Origin of the sequence: Calothrix sp. CCY 0018 (assembly GCF_963920925.1) — a bacterium.
Lineage (GTDB): Bacteria > Cyanobacteriota > Cyanobacteriia > Cyanobacteriales > Nostocaceae > Rivularia.
On record NZ_CAWUDI010000014.1, the window covers coordinates 38542 to 53487 of the forward strand.

The window sequence follows — 14946 nt, forward strand, 5'->3', positions numbered from 1 at the left end:
TAGCAGTAGCAAAAATTCAAGCGCCGAGCGACAAAATAAACCCGGTTAACATCAAATCTATCGATAGTAAAGTTAAGTTAACCGGAGGTAATCCTGGTGTCCGATTTTTCACAAGAAGTGTCGCATAAAGTGAAGATAATGAAGTCACAAAACCTATAGTTGGAATGATAAAAATTATCCATTCTTCCGTTGTTTTTATATATAAATACATTAATAAAATCACTACCATACCAGTTGCAAGAAAGCCACCTCCAGCAACTCGCATTAATGCCAATATTAAAGTTTGCATTCTTATATCTAATTCCGTCCATTCTCTTTCTAATGCTACTGCATGATAAGGCATGAATTCCGAGCGGGTTAGATAAATAATCCCAAATATAATAGAGACAATGGCTGTAATTAAGTAGCAGGAAAATGATATCTTAAGTATAGCGGTCATTGTTTTTAGTGAAACTAATATTTATTATTAGTAGTTTACATATATATTGACAGTTTCTAGAACCGATTGAGAAAGACTGTCTAATTCATACCCTGCTTCTAAACCAAATAATTTAACATCTAAATTAAGAAAATTATCAATTTCGCTTCTGCCATCCTTTGGGATTTTTACTACTATGAAAAACTGCCGTAACAATTATTCTACTTGATACAATTCTGTAATACACTGCATAGGGAAAACGTTTCACAACTGCTCGTCTCACATCGCGGTAAACAACAGGATACGATTCCGGAAGCAAGCAAATAGCATTTAGTTTTTCATCAATGCAATCTAAAAAATCTTCACCAAGCCCCGATTGCTGATTTTCATACCAATTAATTATACGCTTCGTCTAATTCATCGCGAACTTGCGGACGAAATACCAATACATAATTCATCTTTTGCCGATAGAATCTCTAACATCTTCCCATGTCATTACATTATCAGCATTCGCTTCACTTTCAGCAATTCGATTATCAAGTTCTTGCTTATGCTCCTCTGAGAGTTCGGGATATGCTTCTTCGGCTGCAATACTATCCCAGATTGCTTGTACTAGAGGAATTCTATCTTCAACTTTTAAAGCGTTTATTTCGTTTAAGGTCGCTGTGATATCCATTTCTTCAAGCAGTTGAATACTTATTTATATTTAAAAGGGTAACATAGTCACAGAAACCTCAACCCAAAATCTACTCATCAACAACCTTCTTCCGATTATTTTTAACCTGACTCCTCTTTCTCTTATTATCAACACGCCTTTTTTGCGAATTCTTTGTAGGTTTAGTAGCTCTACGTTTCTTTTTAACTAGCATCGCAGTTTTAATCAAGTGTTTTAATCTAGAAGCCGCATCTTCTCGGTTTTGTAACTGACTTCTGTATTTTTGAGATTTGATTACAATAATCCCATCTTGGGTAATCCGTTTATCTTTTAATTTCAAAAGTCGATTTTTATAATAATCTGGTAGCGAAGAAGCTTGAATATCAAAGCGTAAATGAATAGCAGTAGCAACTTTATTTACATTTTGTCCGCCAGCACCTTGAGAACGAATTGCGCTGATTTCTATTTCGCTGTCGGGAATAATTACGTTTTTAGAGATTTGCATTTATTCAAAAATAGGTAATGGGTAATGGGTAATGGGTAATTGGTAATAGCGAGAATAAATAATTCCTAACTCCTAACTCATCGGGCAATTTTGAGTTAGCGAAATACTAGATTTGCAATATCTGTTAAAAGTTAAGTTAAAAATAAGATGATTCAACTGTAATTGCTCAATTCATCGGTTGAATCACTACAATACATGAAAATATCGGTAGCAGCAGCATGAATATTATTGCGGCATTGTGTTTGGGTATTGGTTTGAGCGCTGCTTGTGGGTTTCGAGTGTTTATTCCACCTTTAGCGCTGAGTATGGCTGCTCATGGTGGAATGCTTACTCTTTCTTCTGAGTGGCAATGGTTGGCAACTCAAAACGCAATTACTATTTTAAGTGTTGCTGCAACAGTTGAAGTATTTGCTTACTTTATTCCTTGGGTGAGCAATTCTCTTGATTCTATCGAAATAGCTGTTGCTCCCATAGCTGGAATGTTTATGACTGCATCCACTTTATCAATGGCTGGAGATTTCGATCCTACTCTTTGGTGGATTTTGACGGTTATTGTTGGGGGAGCTACTGCGGAAACTGTGGAATTAACCACATCTGTCACCAGGTTAGCTGCATCTGTATCAACGGCTGGTATGGGTAGTCCAATTATTGGATTTGTCGAAGCGATTTCTTCTATTGTTATCTCGATTTTGGCAATTACTTTACCTATTTTATCAACGCTGCTGGTTATTTTTCTGCTAATTTACGGTATTCGTCGTATTCTCAAGTTTATTGCCAAGAGAAAGCGTAGACGGAAGATGAGAGATGTTGTGGATTAAATATAGTTATGCTTTGTCATTGCGACGAGGTACGAGGAAGCAATCCCAGTCATTTCGAGCTTTTTACCTTTCGTTACATAGCGCCGTTTTGTTTGCGCCGACTTATTTAATTTAATTTCCAACTTGATTAAACCTAATTAAAGCAATTTGATTGTAAATTTGAGCATTTTCATTAATAGCTTGACGTAAATCGTATTGTGTTTGTAAATTGAGTCAAAATTGAGCGCTATTACCGAAATAACGTGATAAACGCAAAGCTGTATCGGCTGTAATGCTGCGTTTTCCAGATAAGATTTCGCTAATTCTTGTTTGAGTTACATCTATATCTTTACTCAAACGGTAAGCGCTAATGTTCATTGGTTGGAGAAATTCTAGCTGTCAGATTTCACCAGGGTGGATGTTTGGTAAGCGGTTGTTCATAAGGATAATATCAAAGTATTTTTAAGATAATGATTGGGAGAAATAATGAAAGCAATAAAAATGATGGGAAATATTGATGAAGATAGACAACTTACTTTAGATAATCCGATAACTACAGATAAAAATAGTCAAGTTGAAGTGATTGTCTTGATTCGGGAAGAGGTGGAAATAGATGAAGATGATACACCATTAGAGGTAATTAAAGAGAATTTTCGTCAAGCTTGGAGTGAAGCTATGAGCGGAAAAACTATTCCTGCTGCTGAGATTTGGGATGGAATTAAGGATGTGTGAGTAAAAGTGTTTAATTATAGGCAACCTGATGATTAACTTGCGCTTTGCTACTTACGATGATTTAGAATTGCTGCAACACTGGGATGAGCAACCTCATGTAATTTTATCCGATCCTAACGATGACTGGGGCTGGGAAGTAGAACTTCAACGCACCCCTGATTGGAGAGAACAATTGATTGCCCAAATTGGTCATCGCCCCATTGGATTTATCCAGATTATCGATCCGGCACGGGAGGATAGCCATTATTGGGGTGATGTACCAGCTAATCTTCGCGCTATTGACATCTGGATTGGGGAAGAAACTGATTTAGGTAAAGGATATGGAACGAAAATGATGCAGATGGCAATTGAGCGATGTTTTGCAGATGCTGCTGTAACGGCTATATTGATCGATCCACTTGCCAGTAATACCCGCGCTCACCGCTTTTACAAACGTCTTGGTTTTCAATTTATTGAGCACCGATGGTTTGGTGATGATGACTGCTTTGTTTATCGTTTGAATAGAGCAGATTGGAAGCAGTCAAACGAATAATTTAACTCTTAATTAATCGGCTCTTAAACCTTGACGGGTTTGTAGTAGCGCGTTGTACTCGCATCTGGAATCCGGAGGCGCTAAAGCGCAACTACGAACGAACTCACTACTTCAATCGGCACTGGCTTCATCAAGGAAGGTAAGAAATTGACAATCCCCGGAAATACAATAATCAATCCCAATACCAATAACTGAATCAAAATAAACGGAATCACACCCTTATAAATATCTACCGTACTCACTTCTTCGGGTGTGACACTGCGTAAATAAAATAAAGCGAAACCAAAGGGAGGTGTTAAAAACGAAGTTTGTAAATTCGCTCCTAAAACAACCCCGTACCAAATCAAATCAATGCCAAACTGTTGCGCTACTGGAACAAACAATGGTACGACAATAAAGGCAATCTCGAAAAAGTCGATAAAGAAGCCTAACAGCAATACTACTGTCATACTCACTATCATAAATCCTACTTGTCCGCCGGGAATATTACTTAAAACATTCTCCATAAAAATGCCACCATTCAATCCTTTAAACACCAAGGCAAAGGCAGTTGAACCAATTAATATAAACATCACCATGCTGGTAATTCGCATAGTCGCGTTACAAACTTGACTCAAGGTTGTTAACGTCAGTTTGCCATATACAGCAGCAAGAATTATTGTTGCTACACAACCTACTGCTCCCGCTTCGGTGGGTGTTGCAAATCCAAAAAAGATGCTTCCTAATACTAATAATATTAAAATCAACGGCGGTAACATTACCTGAAAAATCTTCGCTATTAAAGCCGAAACACCAATATTTCTAACTTCGGGAGGCAATGGTGGAGCAATTTCTGGTTTTAAGAATGCGATTATCAACACGTATAAAGCAAAAGCACCCGCCATCATCAAACCGGGAATTATCGAACCAATAAATAAATCTCCTACCGATATCCCTAATTGATCTGCAAGTACTATCAATACTACCGATGGGGGAATTATTTGTCCCAAGGTACCCGATGCGGCAATCACCCCAGTTGCCAATTTTTTATCGTAACCGTAACGCAACATAATTGGTAAAGATATCAAACCCATTGCAACTACTGTCGCTGCTACAACTCCGGTAGTTGCTGCCAATAAAGCGCCAACAATTATCACAGCCAAAGCCAAACCACCCCGTATTCTTCCGAGGAGAATTCCCATCGTTTCCAAAAGTCGTTCGGCGATACCCGTTTTTTCCAGCATCGAACCCATGAAGATAAAGTAGGGTATTGCTAATAGGGTATAGTTCTTCATGATATCGAAAATTCGCAGTGGCATTAAACCGAATAATTGCAGATCGATAATTCCTAATGCACTTCCAATCAAAGCGAAAAGAATCGAAACCCCACCCAAAGAAAATGCTACCGGATAACCCAAGGATAATAAAGCCAAAGCACCAGCAAACATTAATGGCCCTAACCAATCAATAATCACCGCTTTCCTCCTGGGGTTGTAAACCTTTTAAAATAGCTACGTTTTTGATAATTTGAGAAATTCCCTGCAATATCAGCAGAGCAAAAGAGATAATTATCGTAGTTTTGATCGGATATCTTGGTAAACCATCTGGATCTGGAGAATTTTCTAAAATTGACCAGGAATTAACAATAGTCTCCCACGAATAGAAGATAACTAAACCGCAAAAAGGAATTAAAAAGAGTAGAGTACCTAAAATTTCTATAAGTGCTTGACGGCGGGGATTCCATTTACTGTAGAATACATCAACCCGCACGTGTTCGTTATATTTGAGTGCATAAGCAGCAGCAAAGAAAAATATTAAATCGAAAATATACCATTGAGCTTCAATATAAGCATTGGAACTCAAATTAGTGCCAATTAAGCGTCCTAGATATCTGCCGACAACATTCCATCCACCCACAACTACCAATACTAATACAAGCCAACTGGTAATTTTACCGATAATTTCGTTCAAAGCATCAATGATTCGCGATATTTTTAATAGTTTTTCCAAAGCCCCATCCTTTATCAACCTTCGTAAAAGTAGTTTACATCTCAAGGGGGAAGAGTTATGTTAATCAGTTATCAATTATCAATTATCAATTATCAATTATCAATTTCCTACTCCCTACTCTCTTTCCCACAACAATGACACAAATTTACGCTTATAAATCAATTGCTAAAGCTGCACTTAATCAATACGATCTAGCTGATGAAAAAATTCAATTTCTAGGTCATAGCGAAAACGTTACCTTTTGTGTAGAAGCAGCAGCAGAAAAATTCCTCCTCCGCATTCATCAACCAGTTTCCGCGTCACAAGATGATATATGGCAACAACCAGATATTATCGAATCAGAACTTTTATGGCTTGCTGCTTTGCATCGCGATCGCAATATTAATGTTGTAGTCCAAAAACCAATCCAAAATCAACAAGGTGAATGGGTAACTCAAGTTTTAGCAGATAATAAAGATATATTTTGTTGCTCGTTGCTACGTTGGATTGATGGCAATATTTCCGAAACTCGAAGAACATCACAACAAGCTCATCAACTCGGCTTAATCATCGCTCAACTACATCAACACAGCAGTCAGTGGAAGTTACCACAAAATTTTATCCGTCCAACATATGATGAAAATCGTCTCCATGCAGCACTTGAAGCACTTTACCCAGCAGTATCTAATAACTTAATTTCAGCAGAGCATTACGAGCTACTTACAACAGCTACCCATTATATTGAAACCACAATGAAAACTTTGGGGCGATCGCAACATTGGGGATTAATTCACGCTGACTTACATGAAAGCAACTATCTATTTGACAACCAACAAATTCGACCAATTGATTTTTCTCGCTGCGGCTTTGGATATTACCTTTACGATCTTGCTCAATCTATCGATCATTTCCTTCCCCAAATCAGAAGCTCATTTTTTGCAGGTTATCAAACTATTCGTAATTTACCCGATAATTATCTACAAATAACAGAAGGATTTTCTATCATGGCATCTATAGAGGTTTTCGCTTTTCATGCCAACAATCCAAAGGAACATGAATGGCTTTCAAATACCGTTAAATATGTAGCTCAAAAACACATTCCTAAATTTCTTCAAGGTGAGTCTTTTTTGCTTGATATTATTTAAGATAGTTTTCCAAACGCTGCTTTTCATCAAATCACTTCAAAACAAAAATAATTGTAACTTAATTTTATAATTTAATTTACTATTTTCGTTTTCACTCACCTCTTAAAATTATCTTTGTAAAGTAACTAAAATACGTCCAAACAGATTATATCCAAAAAATATTTTACATTAAAAGTGACTTAGATAACATAAAAAAAACAACCTAATTTCGTAAGTTTATTGACAGTATTCTCATTAGTAGCTAGTAATATCTTAAGTTAAATGTACTTTTGTTAATTCTTATAGCAAAATACGGAATTTTTTTGGCGTTCAGATGTCGAATTGTTGCTTTTTCTCAGTATCTAAAGTGTTTTAGATAGTAATAAAAATATTTCAACCGTATTTTAACTGAAAAAAACCGATATTAATCAAAGCTGTATTTCTCGGAATTGCAGTAAATAATTTTGTTCGCGATACGCTATATTTTCAGTATTGTATTTTACTCTGAAAACAAAAAAATAGTATTTATATTGAGAAAAAGCTGGGTTTATATAAATATGATTTGTAAAAAATGCTGCAAATAGTTCAATTTAAAATTTGATTAATTTCTGCCAGATGAGATGTAGAGACTTCCGCACTGCTATGTCTCCAGATTGAGCCGCACCTACAGTGAACGAGGAAAACGAAGTATTTTGAATTAGTGCGATCGCCTACCACCCTCAGCACTTGAATAGTTAACAAAAAATATGGAAGTATTGAAACATACTTGTATGGAACCGGAGCGATCGAGCTATAACGTACTTATAACTACTATACTTGTATCGGTAAATGAAATCTGGCTTAATATTTAAGGCATTATTATTAACGACATTAGTCGCAGTAATTGGAACTAGTTTGAAGTTATTCACCGATAATCAAGCCCAAAAGGCTAAACGCGCTGAATTATGCGGTAAAAGTACACAGCTAACTCAAGTAAAGCCGGAAAAATACGATAAAAACGGACTGAAAGAGCGGGAAGGAACGTTTTATCGACAAGTGTCTTTTAAATCTAAGCCTGTAGTTCCAGTAGTAATATTTCCGGAAGCTTTAGACGGAAAAAGATGGTCAAAAGTTCCCCAATCGGCAATTAAATTTCTTGGTAAGGGGGGAGATGGTAAGAGTTTGGGAGAATGGTTGAGTCCGGATTATTTTTATTTACTCGAAGTCCCGGAGGGTGCTAAGGGTTTGGCTTTTGGTAGACTCTGTTATAAGAATGGCGATGCTACCGTTTACTCGATTAGAAAGTGGAAGGAAGAAGGTAATAAGATATCTATCAACAATAAAATTACTCTCGAACATCCCACTCCCTTACCGAAAATCAATCCCGCTCATATTTTGGTGAATGTAGGAAGTGATGAGCAAGATGTTTTAGGAAGTGTGACGGAGGTTTATTTTATGAAGGAGAGATTGCGGATTCCGCAGAAAAAGTAAGGGGGAATTGGTAATGGGTAATTGGTAATTGGTAAATTGATATGTTGAGCAAAACCGGATCGCGATCGCCATCCAGATAGCCGTACTGAGTTATAATTAAAGGACGATACTCTGCAAAAGCTTGATGCACGACGTTTACAAGGGAATATAAATGAGCGCGCATCTTCCAGAATATTTTTGTTAGAGCGTGTTTATAAATAAAAAATAAAATTCTTGTAGGGTGTGTTAGACCTACGATTAAATCGGATTTTTATGATAATATTGAATCGGTAAGGCAGCACCATAAGAGGGCTTGGTGCGTTATGGCAAATCCTGATTGACTCGAAGTTTCAAATACGAAGGTAGCCATAACACACCCTAATGAAAGAATTATTTTACAAACACCCTCTTAGATTGTTCGACAACTTGAAAATAATCTTCGTGACTAAAAGCAATTAATGACGAATTCATTTTTTTTCTAACTGTTTAAAACAACTTTGTAAGGGCAAAAGGTTTTTAAAAACTTCTACATAATCAACTTTAAAACATATTTCATCTTCATTGTGATGGAGTATTGAAGCGATTTTATTCATAGAATTATCCTTAAATATAAAGGAATTAATTATCACTCTTAGCTGTGGGGAAGCCAGCAGGGCACCATCAACAAGTATTTGGTGCGTTAGAGTGGTGCTACAAATCATGATTAAAATTAATCCCAAAAATTAGGAAACCAGATAAATATTGGTAAGCTGGGATAAAAATAAGATCAAATTATGCTTTTAAATTACACGATAATTCCCTGCTCGATGGGTAACATATTAGTAGCGACAACCGAAAAAGGAATCTGTACTGTAAAATTGGGAGATACAAAGCAAGAATTAGAAAAGATTATTTACAAAGAGTTTGATCGAGGGGAGTTAGTTTGCGATCGCCATATCCATCAAGATTGGGTAAAAATAATTCTCAACTTCATTGATGGCAATCAACCTCATCTCGATTTACCTATAGATGTACGAGGAACAACCTTTCAAAAACAAGTTTGGCAAGTATTGCAAAAAATTCCCTACGGTGAAACTTGTACTTACAAAGATATTGCAAATCAAATTAATAAACCAAAATCTGTTCGTGCAGTTGGTAAAGCTTGCGGTGCTAATCAGATCGCTTTGATTATACCTTGTCATCGCGTAGTTAAAAATGATGGAAGTCTTGGTGGTTATCGTTGGGGAATTGAACGAAAACAGAAGCTGTTAAATCAAGAATCTGATACTTTTGGCCATCGCCTATAACTGACAAAAACTCCGCGATACTCCGCGCTTACCTCCGCGACACTCTGCGTTTCTAAACCAACCTTATCCCCTCTCCTCCTACCTTACCAATAATTTCAGCTTCTTCATAACCCAGCTCCTTCAACCTCTCCACACAACCATCAGCTTGCTCATGAGAAACCGCAGCTAATAAACCACCAGAAGTTTGTGGATCGAATAATAAGGGATAACTACTATCAGATTCAAATTCTTCTAAATTCCTAATATAGCTCGAAGCTTGTAAATTATCCGGATAAAGCGAGCTAAAAATTCCCTTTGCTGAAATTTCCCTAGCACCATCCAAAATCGGAATTTCAGATAACTTCAACTCAACTCCGATTTGAGAAGCCTTTACCATTTCCAATAAATGCCCAACTAAACCAAAACCTGTAATATCAGTACAAGCAGTCGCTTCATATTGCAAAAAACATTCAGCAGCAGCTTGATTCGATAACAACATTGATTTTATAGCATTATCGATCCAACTTCCTTTTACTTGACGGCGCATTTCACCAGCAAATAAAATTCCCGTACCCAATCCTTTAGTTAAAATTAAAACCTCAGACTCCTGCATTCCGCTTTTAAGTAAAAGTTTATTTTCATCAGCTAAACCGTTACAGGATAAGCCAAATGCTAATTTATGCCCTTGAATAGTATGTCCACCAATCAAAGATACTCGTGCTTGATTTAACTGCTTTACCGCACCCGATAATAATTGAAATAAAGTTTCCTCAATTGTGGAAGTTGTACCGTAGGGAATAGTAGCCAAAGCCAAAGCATTGCTCGGAAGCGCACCCATCGCGAAAATATCGCTTAAACAATGATTTACAGTAATTTGTGCAAAAATATAGGGGTCATTAACTAAACTAGTAAAATAATCAATCGTTTGTACCATCACCTTTCCCGTGGGTACCTTCACCACAGCAGCATCATCGGGAGAATCCAAGCCGATAATAATATCTTCCCCTTCCGTAACCGTTTGCGATACTTGAATCCGACGTAAAACAGCTTCTAAAACATTACCACTAACCTTAGAACCACATCCAGAGCAAAAATTATTTTGGATTGTCTCTTTATTATTCCATGCCCAATGCCCAATGCCCAATGTCCCATGCCCCATTTCCGGTAAATCCCGAAACTTTGACATAAATTTCCTGTCAATATAATCCTTCCAATGCCACAATAGTTTACTGGGTGGTAAAGTTAAAGATCCGCGAGTTGCGATCGCACTTCCATTTCCAGTACCTATCAAACTTAAATAATCTTTCTGCGGTACATACTTTTTGAGATTTTTTCCCAACAAACTACGTCTTAAATTTTCAAATAAAGGTTTTCCCTGACGTACTGCAAATACCCCAGCTTTCGCACGAGGATGATTTTTCATTGTGGCAATATCACCAGCAGCAAACACCTGGGGGTGCGATAACGACTGCAAATAATCGTTTACTAAAATAAATCCCCGCTCATCCGTTGTAATTCCCGTTGATTCTAACCATTTCGGTGCAGATGCTTGCGTTACCCAAAATATATAATTGCACTCAACCGTCTTACCCGATTCACATATAACAATATATTTTTCGATATCTTCTCCCCGTGCAACTTTGCATACTGTCTCACCCAAATGCAAGATTATACCGCGCTCAATCAAAATGCGCCGCAACAGATTTCCTAAAAGAGGATTACTATCGGGCATTAATCGATTATCTCTTCCAAATAGATGAATATCTAAATTTAGATTGTATTGCTGCAAATTGCCCTGCATCGATAGCGCTAACTCAACACCACCAGCACCACCACCAACAATTCCGATTTTTACCGCTTTTTGAGGATTATATAAAATTTTCTCAAGCAATTCATCCCAATGATGCAGCAACTTCCCTACAGGTTTTGCTGGAATTGCATATTTTGTAGCACCCGGTACAGAAATAGTAGCAGGAGTAGACCCTATATCAATAGATAATAAATCAAAACCGACATCAGGACGATTTGCACAAATAACTCGATTATTTTCTAAATCAATATCATTTACTTTATCTATATATAGTTGTGCTTGAGCAAAACTCGCCAGCTTCCGCAAATCGATATGGCACTCATCATGAGTATAAAATCCAGCAATATGTCCTGGTAGCATTCCTGAATATGGAGTATTGCTATTTGCCGTAATTAAAGTTATTCGGATACCCGGCAAAGGCTTCATACCAAACATCTTCAGCACGATGGCATGAGAATGTCCTCCACCAATCAACACCAGGTCTTTGAGAAAAGGCTGTATATTTTGCTGCATCTTATCGATTTTGGATTTTGGATTTTGGATTCTTAGGAGTTAGGAGTTAAGAATTATGAGTTAGGAGTAGCGAGTTATTAATTATTTCTCCCCATCTCCCCATCTTCCCCATCTTCCCCCTCTTCCCCCTCTCCTATCACTTATATATTTATTCCAAGAAATATAGTTATTTTGCTTTCTAAAATACATATATCAAATAATAAAAATGTTTATTGTAGTAAATGTAAAACTAATGCTGTACTTTTCATATCCTTTATAAAAAGCAGAAAAAGGATTAGCTGTCAATAAAACTTTGCGATTATATACTTATTTAACAAGAACAATGAATTTACCCAAATATAAAAATATAAATAAGTTTTTAAAAAATGCCGTCGATAAATTAAGTGTATCTCAAATAGAACAGAGATTAATAGCAATCAATGAGTTGAAAGAATTAGGTAGCAAATATCCCGAACAATACGATAATATTATTTTAATTATGACTAACTTTATAATAAAAGAACGGTCATTGAATAATTTAAAGGATTCTGATATTAATCCCATAAGCGAAATTAATAGTGATGTTCAACTTGCTTTGAATATCATAACTAATCCGGATATTGATCGATACTTGCGTAGAGATAGATTTAACTTAAGTTATGTAGACATTAGAGGAGCAAATCTTTGTGGGGCTAATTTAAAGAAAGTTAATCTACGGCGATCGATTCTTTATCGAGCAAACTTAATTGACGCAAACCTAGAAAATGCTAATTTAACTGGTGCGGTATTAAGTGCAGCGAATTTAAAAGGTGCAAATCTTGCTTGGGCTAGCTTATGTGGTGCTATATTAAATGCAGCAAATCTTTATGGAACAAATCTTACCCATGCCGATTTGCGTTGTGCTAACTTGTTTTTAGCTAATTTGCAAAAAGCAAATCTCAGCGGTGCTAACTTGAATGGGGCTAATTTAAGAGAAGCCGAATTTAGCGGTAATAAGGCTACTCCTGAAGCTTAAAATTAAAAATCGTAGTATTTACATTTATCATGAAAAGACGGTGTTTCTACATCACTGTCTGGGGGTCATCTAAGTAATATTACCGTGCCGTAGAATATAAAGTTAGTATTATATTAGAGACTATTTACTAGCTATCTACTGGCATTACAGATTGTAACTGCAACTTGAGACAGATATTGCATTTTTTTGACAAATGGTATACTCTTTAATCCCGATCGTATCGGTAATAATTCTGTGTTGTGAGGAATACTGATTCTATGTCTGCTAAAAACACAGACGCATTAACGAATTGGTTAATAGGAATAACAATCTTTTTTTCTGTTTCACCAATTCTTATTTTCACAGCGATTTCAAAAATAGAAGGATTGTCAAATGAAGAAAGAATCGAATACAAAAGTCAAGGCTTAATGACTTCTGGCGGATTGTTTCTTGGATTGGCAATAATTATCAATGCTTATTATGGAGCCAAGCGTGCTGTATTATTAGAAAAAACCTTGTTAGCAGCTCAGAAAGATAACCGAATAAATAAAAAAAATATAGAAGTCAACGAGCAAAGGCTGCTAGCTGAACGTTTTATGAGCGCAATTACCCAACTTGGGCACGATAGTATTGCGACTCGCACCGGAGCTATTTATGTTTTAGAAAGAGTTGCTCAAGACTCTCCCCAAGAGCATTGGACAATTATGGAAATTCTTACAGCTTTTGTAAGAGAAAATGGTGTTACCCCGAAATTGACAAAATTCAAGGTAAGTACCGAAGAAATTAAAGTTCCCACGGATATTCAAGCAGCAGTAACTGTAATTGGTAGACGAAATACTTCTCAAGATCCTTCAGATAAAAAAATTGATTTAAGGAATGCTCAACTTCGGGGAGTAGATTTTAGTAATGCAAACCTACAACGAGCAGATTTAAGCAATTCCGATTTGTGTGGAGCTTGTTTACAAGGTACCGACCTTTTTAAAGCTAACCTCGATGGTGCTAAACTTGCACAGTGCAATCTTTATCAAGTTATCCTGCAAGAAGCAAGCCTCCGTGGTGCTAATTTAGCGGGATCGATTGCTAATAAAGGTTTGTTTTATGGTGCGAATCTCCGAGATGCCAACTTAGCGGGAGCATCATTACGAGGAGCCAATTTTATGGGGGCTAACCTATATAAAGCTAATTTGATGGGGGCTAACCTCAAAGCAGCTAACTTAGGAGGAGCAAAACTATTTCTGGCAAACTTACAGTCAGCAAAGCTTGACAAAGCTAAAATGCACGAAGCTGGTTTAATTGGAGCCAATTTGCAGCAAGCTAACCTTAATGGAGCTAACTTGCGACAAGCTAACCTTAATGCAGCTAAACTTCAACACGCAGAAGTCTTTTTTGCTAACTTCTCAGGAGCTTCCTTAAGAGAGGCGGATCTTTCCGGAGCAAACTTGATGGGAACCGATTTTCAGTCATGCATTCTCTATGAAACTAACCTTAGTGGTGCCAACTTAACAGCTGCGAATCTTTCCTTAAGCGACTGCTACGCCGTAAATCTTGAAGGAACAATCCTTAAAGGAGCCAAAAATATACAGCCGCAGTTGCAAAAAATCGCTATGGGCGAATATTAAACTAATCGTTAATAATTTTCGCCGCAATTGCATCCATCTACCATTTCCTGGCACATCATTTTAATGTTTAATTCGTTTAATTCATTTTAATTACCAGGGTGCTTGCCACCATTTGTGCTTACCTTCTTGAAATTGAAATTAATTAAATAATTAAATTAGCTGTCTCTTCATTAAGATTGGGAATAGGGCATTGGGCATTGGGCATAGGAAAATAATCCAAAATCCAAAATCTAAAATCCTTAAACTCCTAACTCCTAAAACGTAATACCATGTTCGTAATCCCAGCATTTACCATCTTCCCAGGTTCTATTCGTATGATTGCATTCAGATTCTTGGTGAATCTAAGGAATTGATGTGGGAAATACCGAAGCAGATTTTAGAAACAAAGATACTATAGAGTTTACCGTACAAGAACCACCAACTATAAATAAAGTCAGAATTGCAGTACTAAGTATAATTCTACCAGGAGTCCAAACAGAAATATTTGTTCCGGGAGCTTGGATTCTAGAGCGCATATTAATTCCTAATTTTAAAATTTATTAATTTATGAAATGATGCTAAATTACGCGATCGCAACCCCATGAAG

General features: G+C 36.7%; 17 protein-coding genes and 1 pseudogene. 8 read left to right on the forward strand and 10 right to left on the reverse strand.

Annotated features, from left to right (window positions below):
* Positions 1–16 precede the first annotated feature (16 nt).
* The 4 genes from ACM03V_RS12285 to arfB form a co-directional block, all read right to left on the reverse strand.
* Entirely contained in the window at positions 17–343 is a 327-nt protein-coding gene (locus tag ACM03V_RS12285; RefSeq protein ID WP_414621066.1) for a hypothetical protein, read from the reverse strand.
* 232 nt (positions 344–575) lie between these two features.
* Positions 576–821: a type II toxin-antitoxin system RelE/ParE family toxin gene (locus tag ACM03V_RS12290; RefSeq protein WP_414621163.1), complete on the reverse strand. Its 246-nt coding sequence runs from the start codon at positions 819–821 to the stop codon at positions 576–578.
* Between the two features lie 51 nt (positions 822–872).
* Positions 873–1094 carry an addiction module protein gene (locus ACM03V_RS12295; RefSeq protein ID WP_414621067.1) on the reverse strand — a complete coding sequence of 74 codons (222 nt, stop codon included), beginning with the start codon at positions 1092–1094 and terminating at the stop codon, positions 873–875.
* A 70-nt stretch (positions 1095–1164) separates the two neighbouring features.
* A complete protein-coding gene (gene arfB, locus ACM03V_RS12300) occupies positions 1165–1578 on the reverse strand; it encodes an alternative ribosome rescue aminoacyl-tRNA hydrolase ArfB (protein ID WP_414621068.1) in 414 nt (137 codons plus the stop codon).
* Between the two features lie 218 nt (positions 1579–1796).
* On the opposite strand from arfB, the gene ACM03V_RS12305 reads away from it, so the two are divergent.
* Positions 1797–2396: a DUF4126 domain-containing protein gene (locus tag ACM03V_RS12305; RefSeq protein ID WP_414621069.1), complete on the forward strand. Its 600-nt coding sequence runs from the start codon at positions 1797–1799 to the stop codon at positions 2394–2396.
* A gap of 111 nt (positions 2397–2507) precedes the next feature.
* On the opposite strand, the pseudogene ACM03V_RS12310 reads toward ACM03V_RS12305, so the two are convergent.
* A pseudogene (locus tag ACM03V_RS12310) lies at positions 2508–2816 on the reverse strand (HigA family addiction module antitoxin).
* 45 nt (positions 2817–2861) lie between these two features.
* Here ACM03V_RS12310 and ACM03V_RS12315 point away from each other — a divergent pair.
* Complete coding sequence (locus ACM03V_RS12315) at positions 2862–3107, forward strand: hypothetical protein (RefSeq protein ID WP_414621070.1); 246 nt, start codon at positions 2862–2864, stop codon at positions 3105–3107.
* Between the two features lie 28 nt (positions 3108–3135).
* The gene (locus ACM03V_RS12320; RefSeq protein ID WP_414621071.1) at positions 3136–3639 is read left to right on the forward strand and encodes a GNAT family N-acetyltransferase; all 504 of its coding nucleotides are present in this window, start codon (positions 3136–3138) and stop codon (positions 3637–3639) included.
* Positions 3640–3719: 80 nt separating this feature from the next.
* On the opposite strand, the gene ACM03V_RS12325 is transcribed toward ACM03V_RS12320, so the two are convergent.
* Positions 3720–5066 carry a TRAP transporter large permease gene (locus tag ACM03V_RS12325; protein ID WP_414621164.1) on the reverse strand — a complete coding sequence of 449 codons (1347 nt, stop codon included), beginning with the start codon at positions 5064–5066 and terminating at the stop codon, positions 3720–3722.
* Positions 5067–5082: 16 nt separating this feature from the next.
* Entirely contained in the window at positions 5083–5628 is a 546-nt protein-coding gene (locus tag ACM03V_RS12330; protein ID WP_414621072.1) for a TRAP transporter small permease subunit, read from the reverse strand.
* Between the two features lie 134 nt (positions 5629–5762).
* Here ACM03V_RS12330 and ACM03V_RS12335 point away from each other — a divergent pair, with 134 nt between their 5' ends.
* Complete coding sequence (locus tag ACM03V_RS12335; RefSeq protein ID WP_414621073.1) at positions 5763–6752, forward strand: phosphotransferase enzyme family protein; 990 nt, start codon at positions 5763–5765, stop codon at positions 6750–6752.
* An 807-nt stretch (positions 6753–7559) separates the two neighbouring features.
* On the forward strand, positions 7560–8201 hold the full coding sequence (locus tag ACM03V_RS12340) for a hypothetical protein (RefSeq protein ID WP_414621074.1): 642 nt from the start codon (positions 7560–7562) through the stop codon (positions 8199–8201).
* Here ACM03V_RS12340 and ACM03V_RS12345 read toward each other — a convergent pair.
* Positions 8164–8364: a hypothetical protein gene (locus ACM03V_RS12345; RefSeq protein WP_414621075.1), complete on the reverse strand. Its 201-nt coding sequence runs from the start codon at positions 8362–8364 to the stop codon at positions 8164–8166. The two genes, ACM03V_RS12340 and ACM03V_RS12345, sit on opposite strands and share 38 nt — an antisense overlap.
* Before the next feature lie 589 nt (positions 8365–8953).
* Between ACM03V_RS12345 and ACM03V_RS12350 the strand changes: the two genes are divergently transcribed.
* Positions 8954–9466 (forward strand): methylated-DNA--[protein]-cysteine S-methyltransferase, encoded by a 513-nt coding sequence (locus tag ACM03V_RS12350; RefSeq protein ID WP_414621076.1) that lies wholly within the window; start codon positions 8954–8956, stop codon positions 9464–9466.
* 52 nt (positions 9467–9518) lie between these two features.
* Here ACM03V_RS12350 and selD read toward each other — a convergent pair whose 3' ends face one another.
* Positions 9519–11768 (reverse strand): selenide, water dikinase SelD, encoded by a 2250-nt coding sequence (gene selD / locus ACM03V_RS12355; RefSeq protein WP_414621077.1) that lies wholly within the window; start codon positions 11766–11768, stop codon positions 9519–9521.
* Positions 11769–12090: 322 nt separating this feature from the next.
* Between selD and ACM03V_RS12360 the strand changes: the two genes are divergently transcribed.
* Positions 12091–12762 carry a pentapeptide repeat-containing protein gene (locus ACM03V_RS12360; protein ID WP_414621078.1) on the forward strand — a complete coding sequence of 224 codons (672 nt, stop codon included), beginning with the start codon at positions 12091–12093 and terminating at the stop codon, positions 12760–12762.
* A gap of 257 nt (positions 12763–13019) precedes the next feature.
* Positions 13020–14360, forward strand: a complete 1341-nt coding sequence (locus ACM03V_RS12365) for a pentapeptide repeat-containing protein (protein ID WP_414621079.1) — start codon at positions 13020–13022, stop codon at positions 14358–14360.
* A 341-nt stretch (positions 14361–14701) separates the two neighbouring features.
* Here ACM03V_RS12365 and ACM03V_RS12370 read toward each other — a convergent pair whose 3' ends face one another.
* A complete protein-coding gene (locus tag ACM03V_RS12370; protein WP_414621080.1) occupies positions 14702–14875 on the reverse strand; it encodes a hypothetical protein in 174 nt (57 codons plus the stop codon).
* Positions 14876–14946 lie beyond the last annotated feature (71 nt).

Coding starts and splice junctions, on each gene's coding strand:
- ACM03V_RS12285 (WP_414621066.1), bottom strand. CDS start 343: ATGCCTTATCATGCAGTAGCATTAGAAAGAGAATGGACGGAATTAGAT.
- ACM03V_RS12295 (WP_414621067.1), bottom strand. CDS start 1,094: ATGGATATCACAGCGACCTTAAACGAAATAAACGCTTTAAAAGTTGAA.
- arfB (WP_414621068.1), bottom strand. CDS start 1,578: ATGCAAATCTCTAAAAACGTAATTATTCCCGACAGCGAAATAGAAATC.
- ACM03V_RS12305 (WP_414621069.1), top strand. CDS start 1,797: ATGAATATTATTGCGGCATTGTGTTTGGGTATTGGTTTGAGCGCTGCT.
- ACM03V_RS12315 (WP_414621070.1), top strand. CDS start 2,862: ATGAAAGCAATAAAAATGATGGGAAATATTGATGAAGATAGACAACTT.
- ACM03V_RS12320 (WP_414621071.1), top strand. CDS start 3,136: ATGATTAACTTGCGCTTTGCTACTTACGATGATTTAGAATTGCTGCAA.
- ACM03V_RS12325 (WP_414621164.1), bottom strand. CDS start 5,066: ATGTTTGCTGGTGCTTTGGCTTTATTATCCTTGGGTTATCCGGTAGCA.
- ACM03V_RS12335 (WP_414621073.1), top strand. CDS start 5,763: ATGACACAAATTTACGCTTATAAATCAATTGCTAAAGCTGCACTTAAT.
- ACM03V_RS12340 (WP_414621074.1), top strand. CDS start 7,560: ATGAAATCTGGCTTAATATTTAAGGCATTATTATTAACGACATTAGTC.
- ACM03V_RS12345 (WP_414621075.1), bottom strand. CDS start 8,364: ATGCGCGCTCATTTATATTCCCTTGTAAACGTCGTGCATCAAGCTTTT.
- ACM03V_RS12350 (WP_414621076.1), top strand. CDS start 8,954: ATGCTTTTAAATTACACGATAATTCCCTGCTCGATGGGTAACATATTA.
- selD (WP_414621077.1), bottom strand. CDS start 11,768: ATGCAGCAAAATATACAGCCTTTTCTCAAAGACCTGGTGTTGATTGGT.
- ACM03V_RS12360 (WP_414621078.1), top strand. CDS start 12,091: ATGAATTTACCCAAATATAAAAATATAAATAAGTTTTTAAAAAATGCC.
- ACM03V_RS12365 (WP_414621079.1), top strand. CDS start 13,020: ATGTCTGCTAAAAACACAGACGCATTAACGAATTGGTTAATAGGAATA.
- ACM03V_RS12370 (WP_414621080.1), bottom strand. CDS start 14,875: ATGCGCTCTAGAATCCAAGCTCCCGGAACAAATATTTCTGTTTGGACT.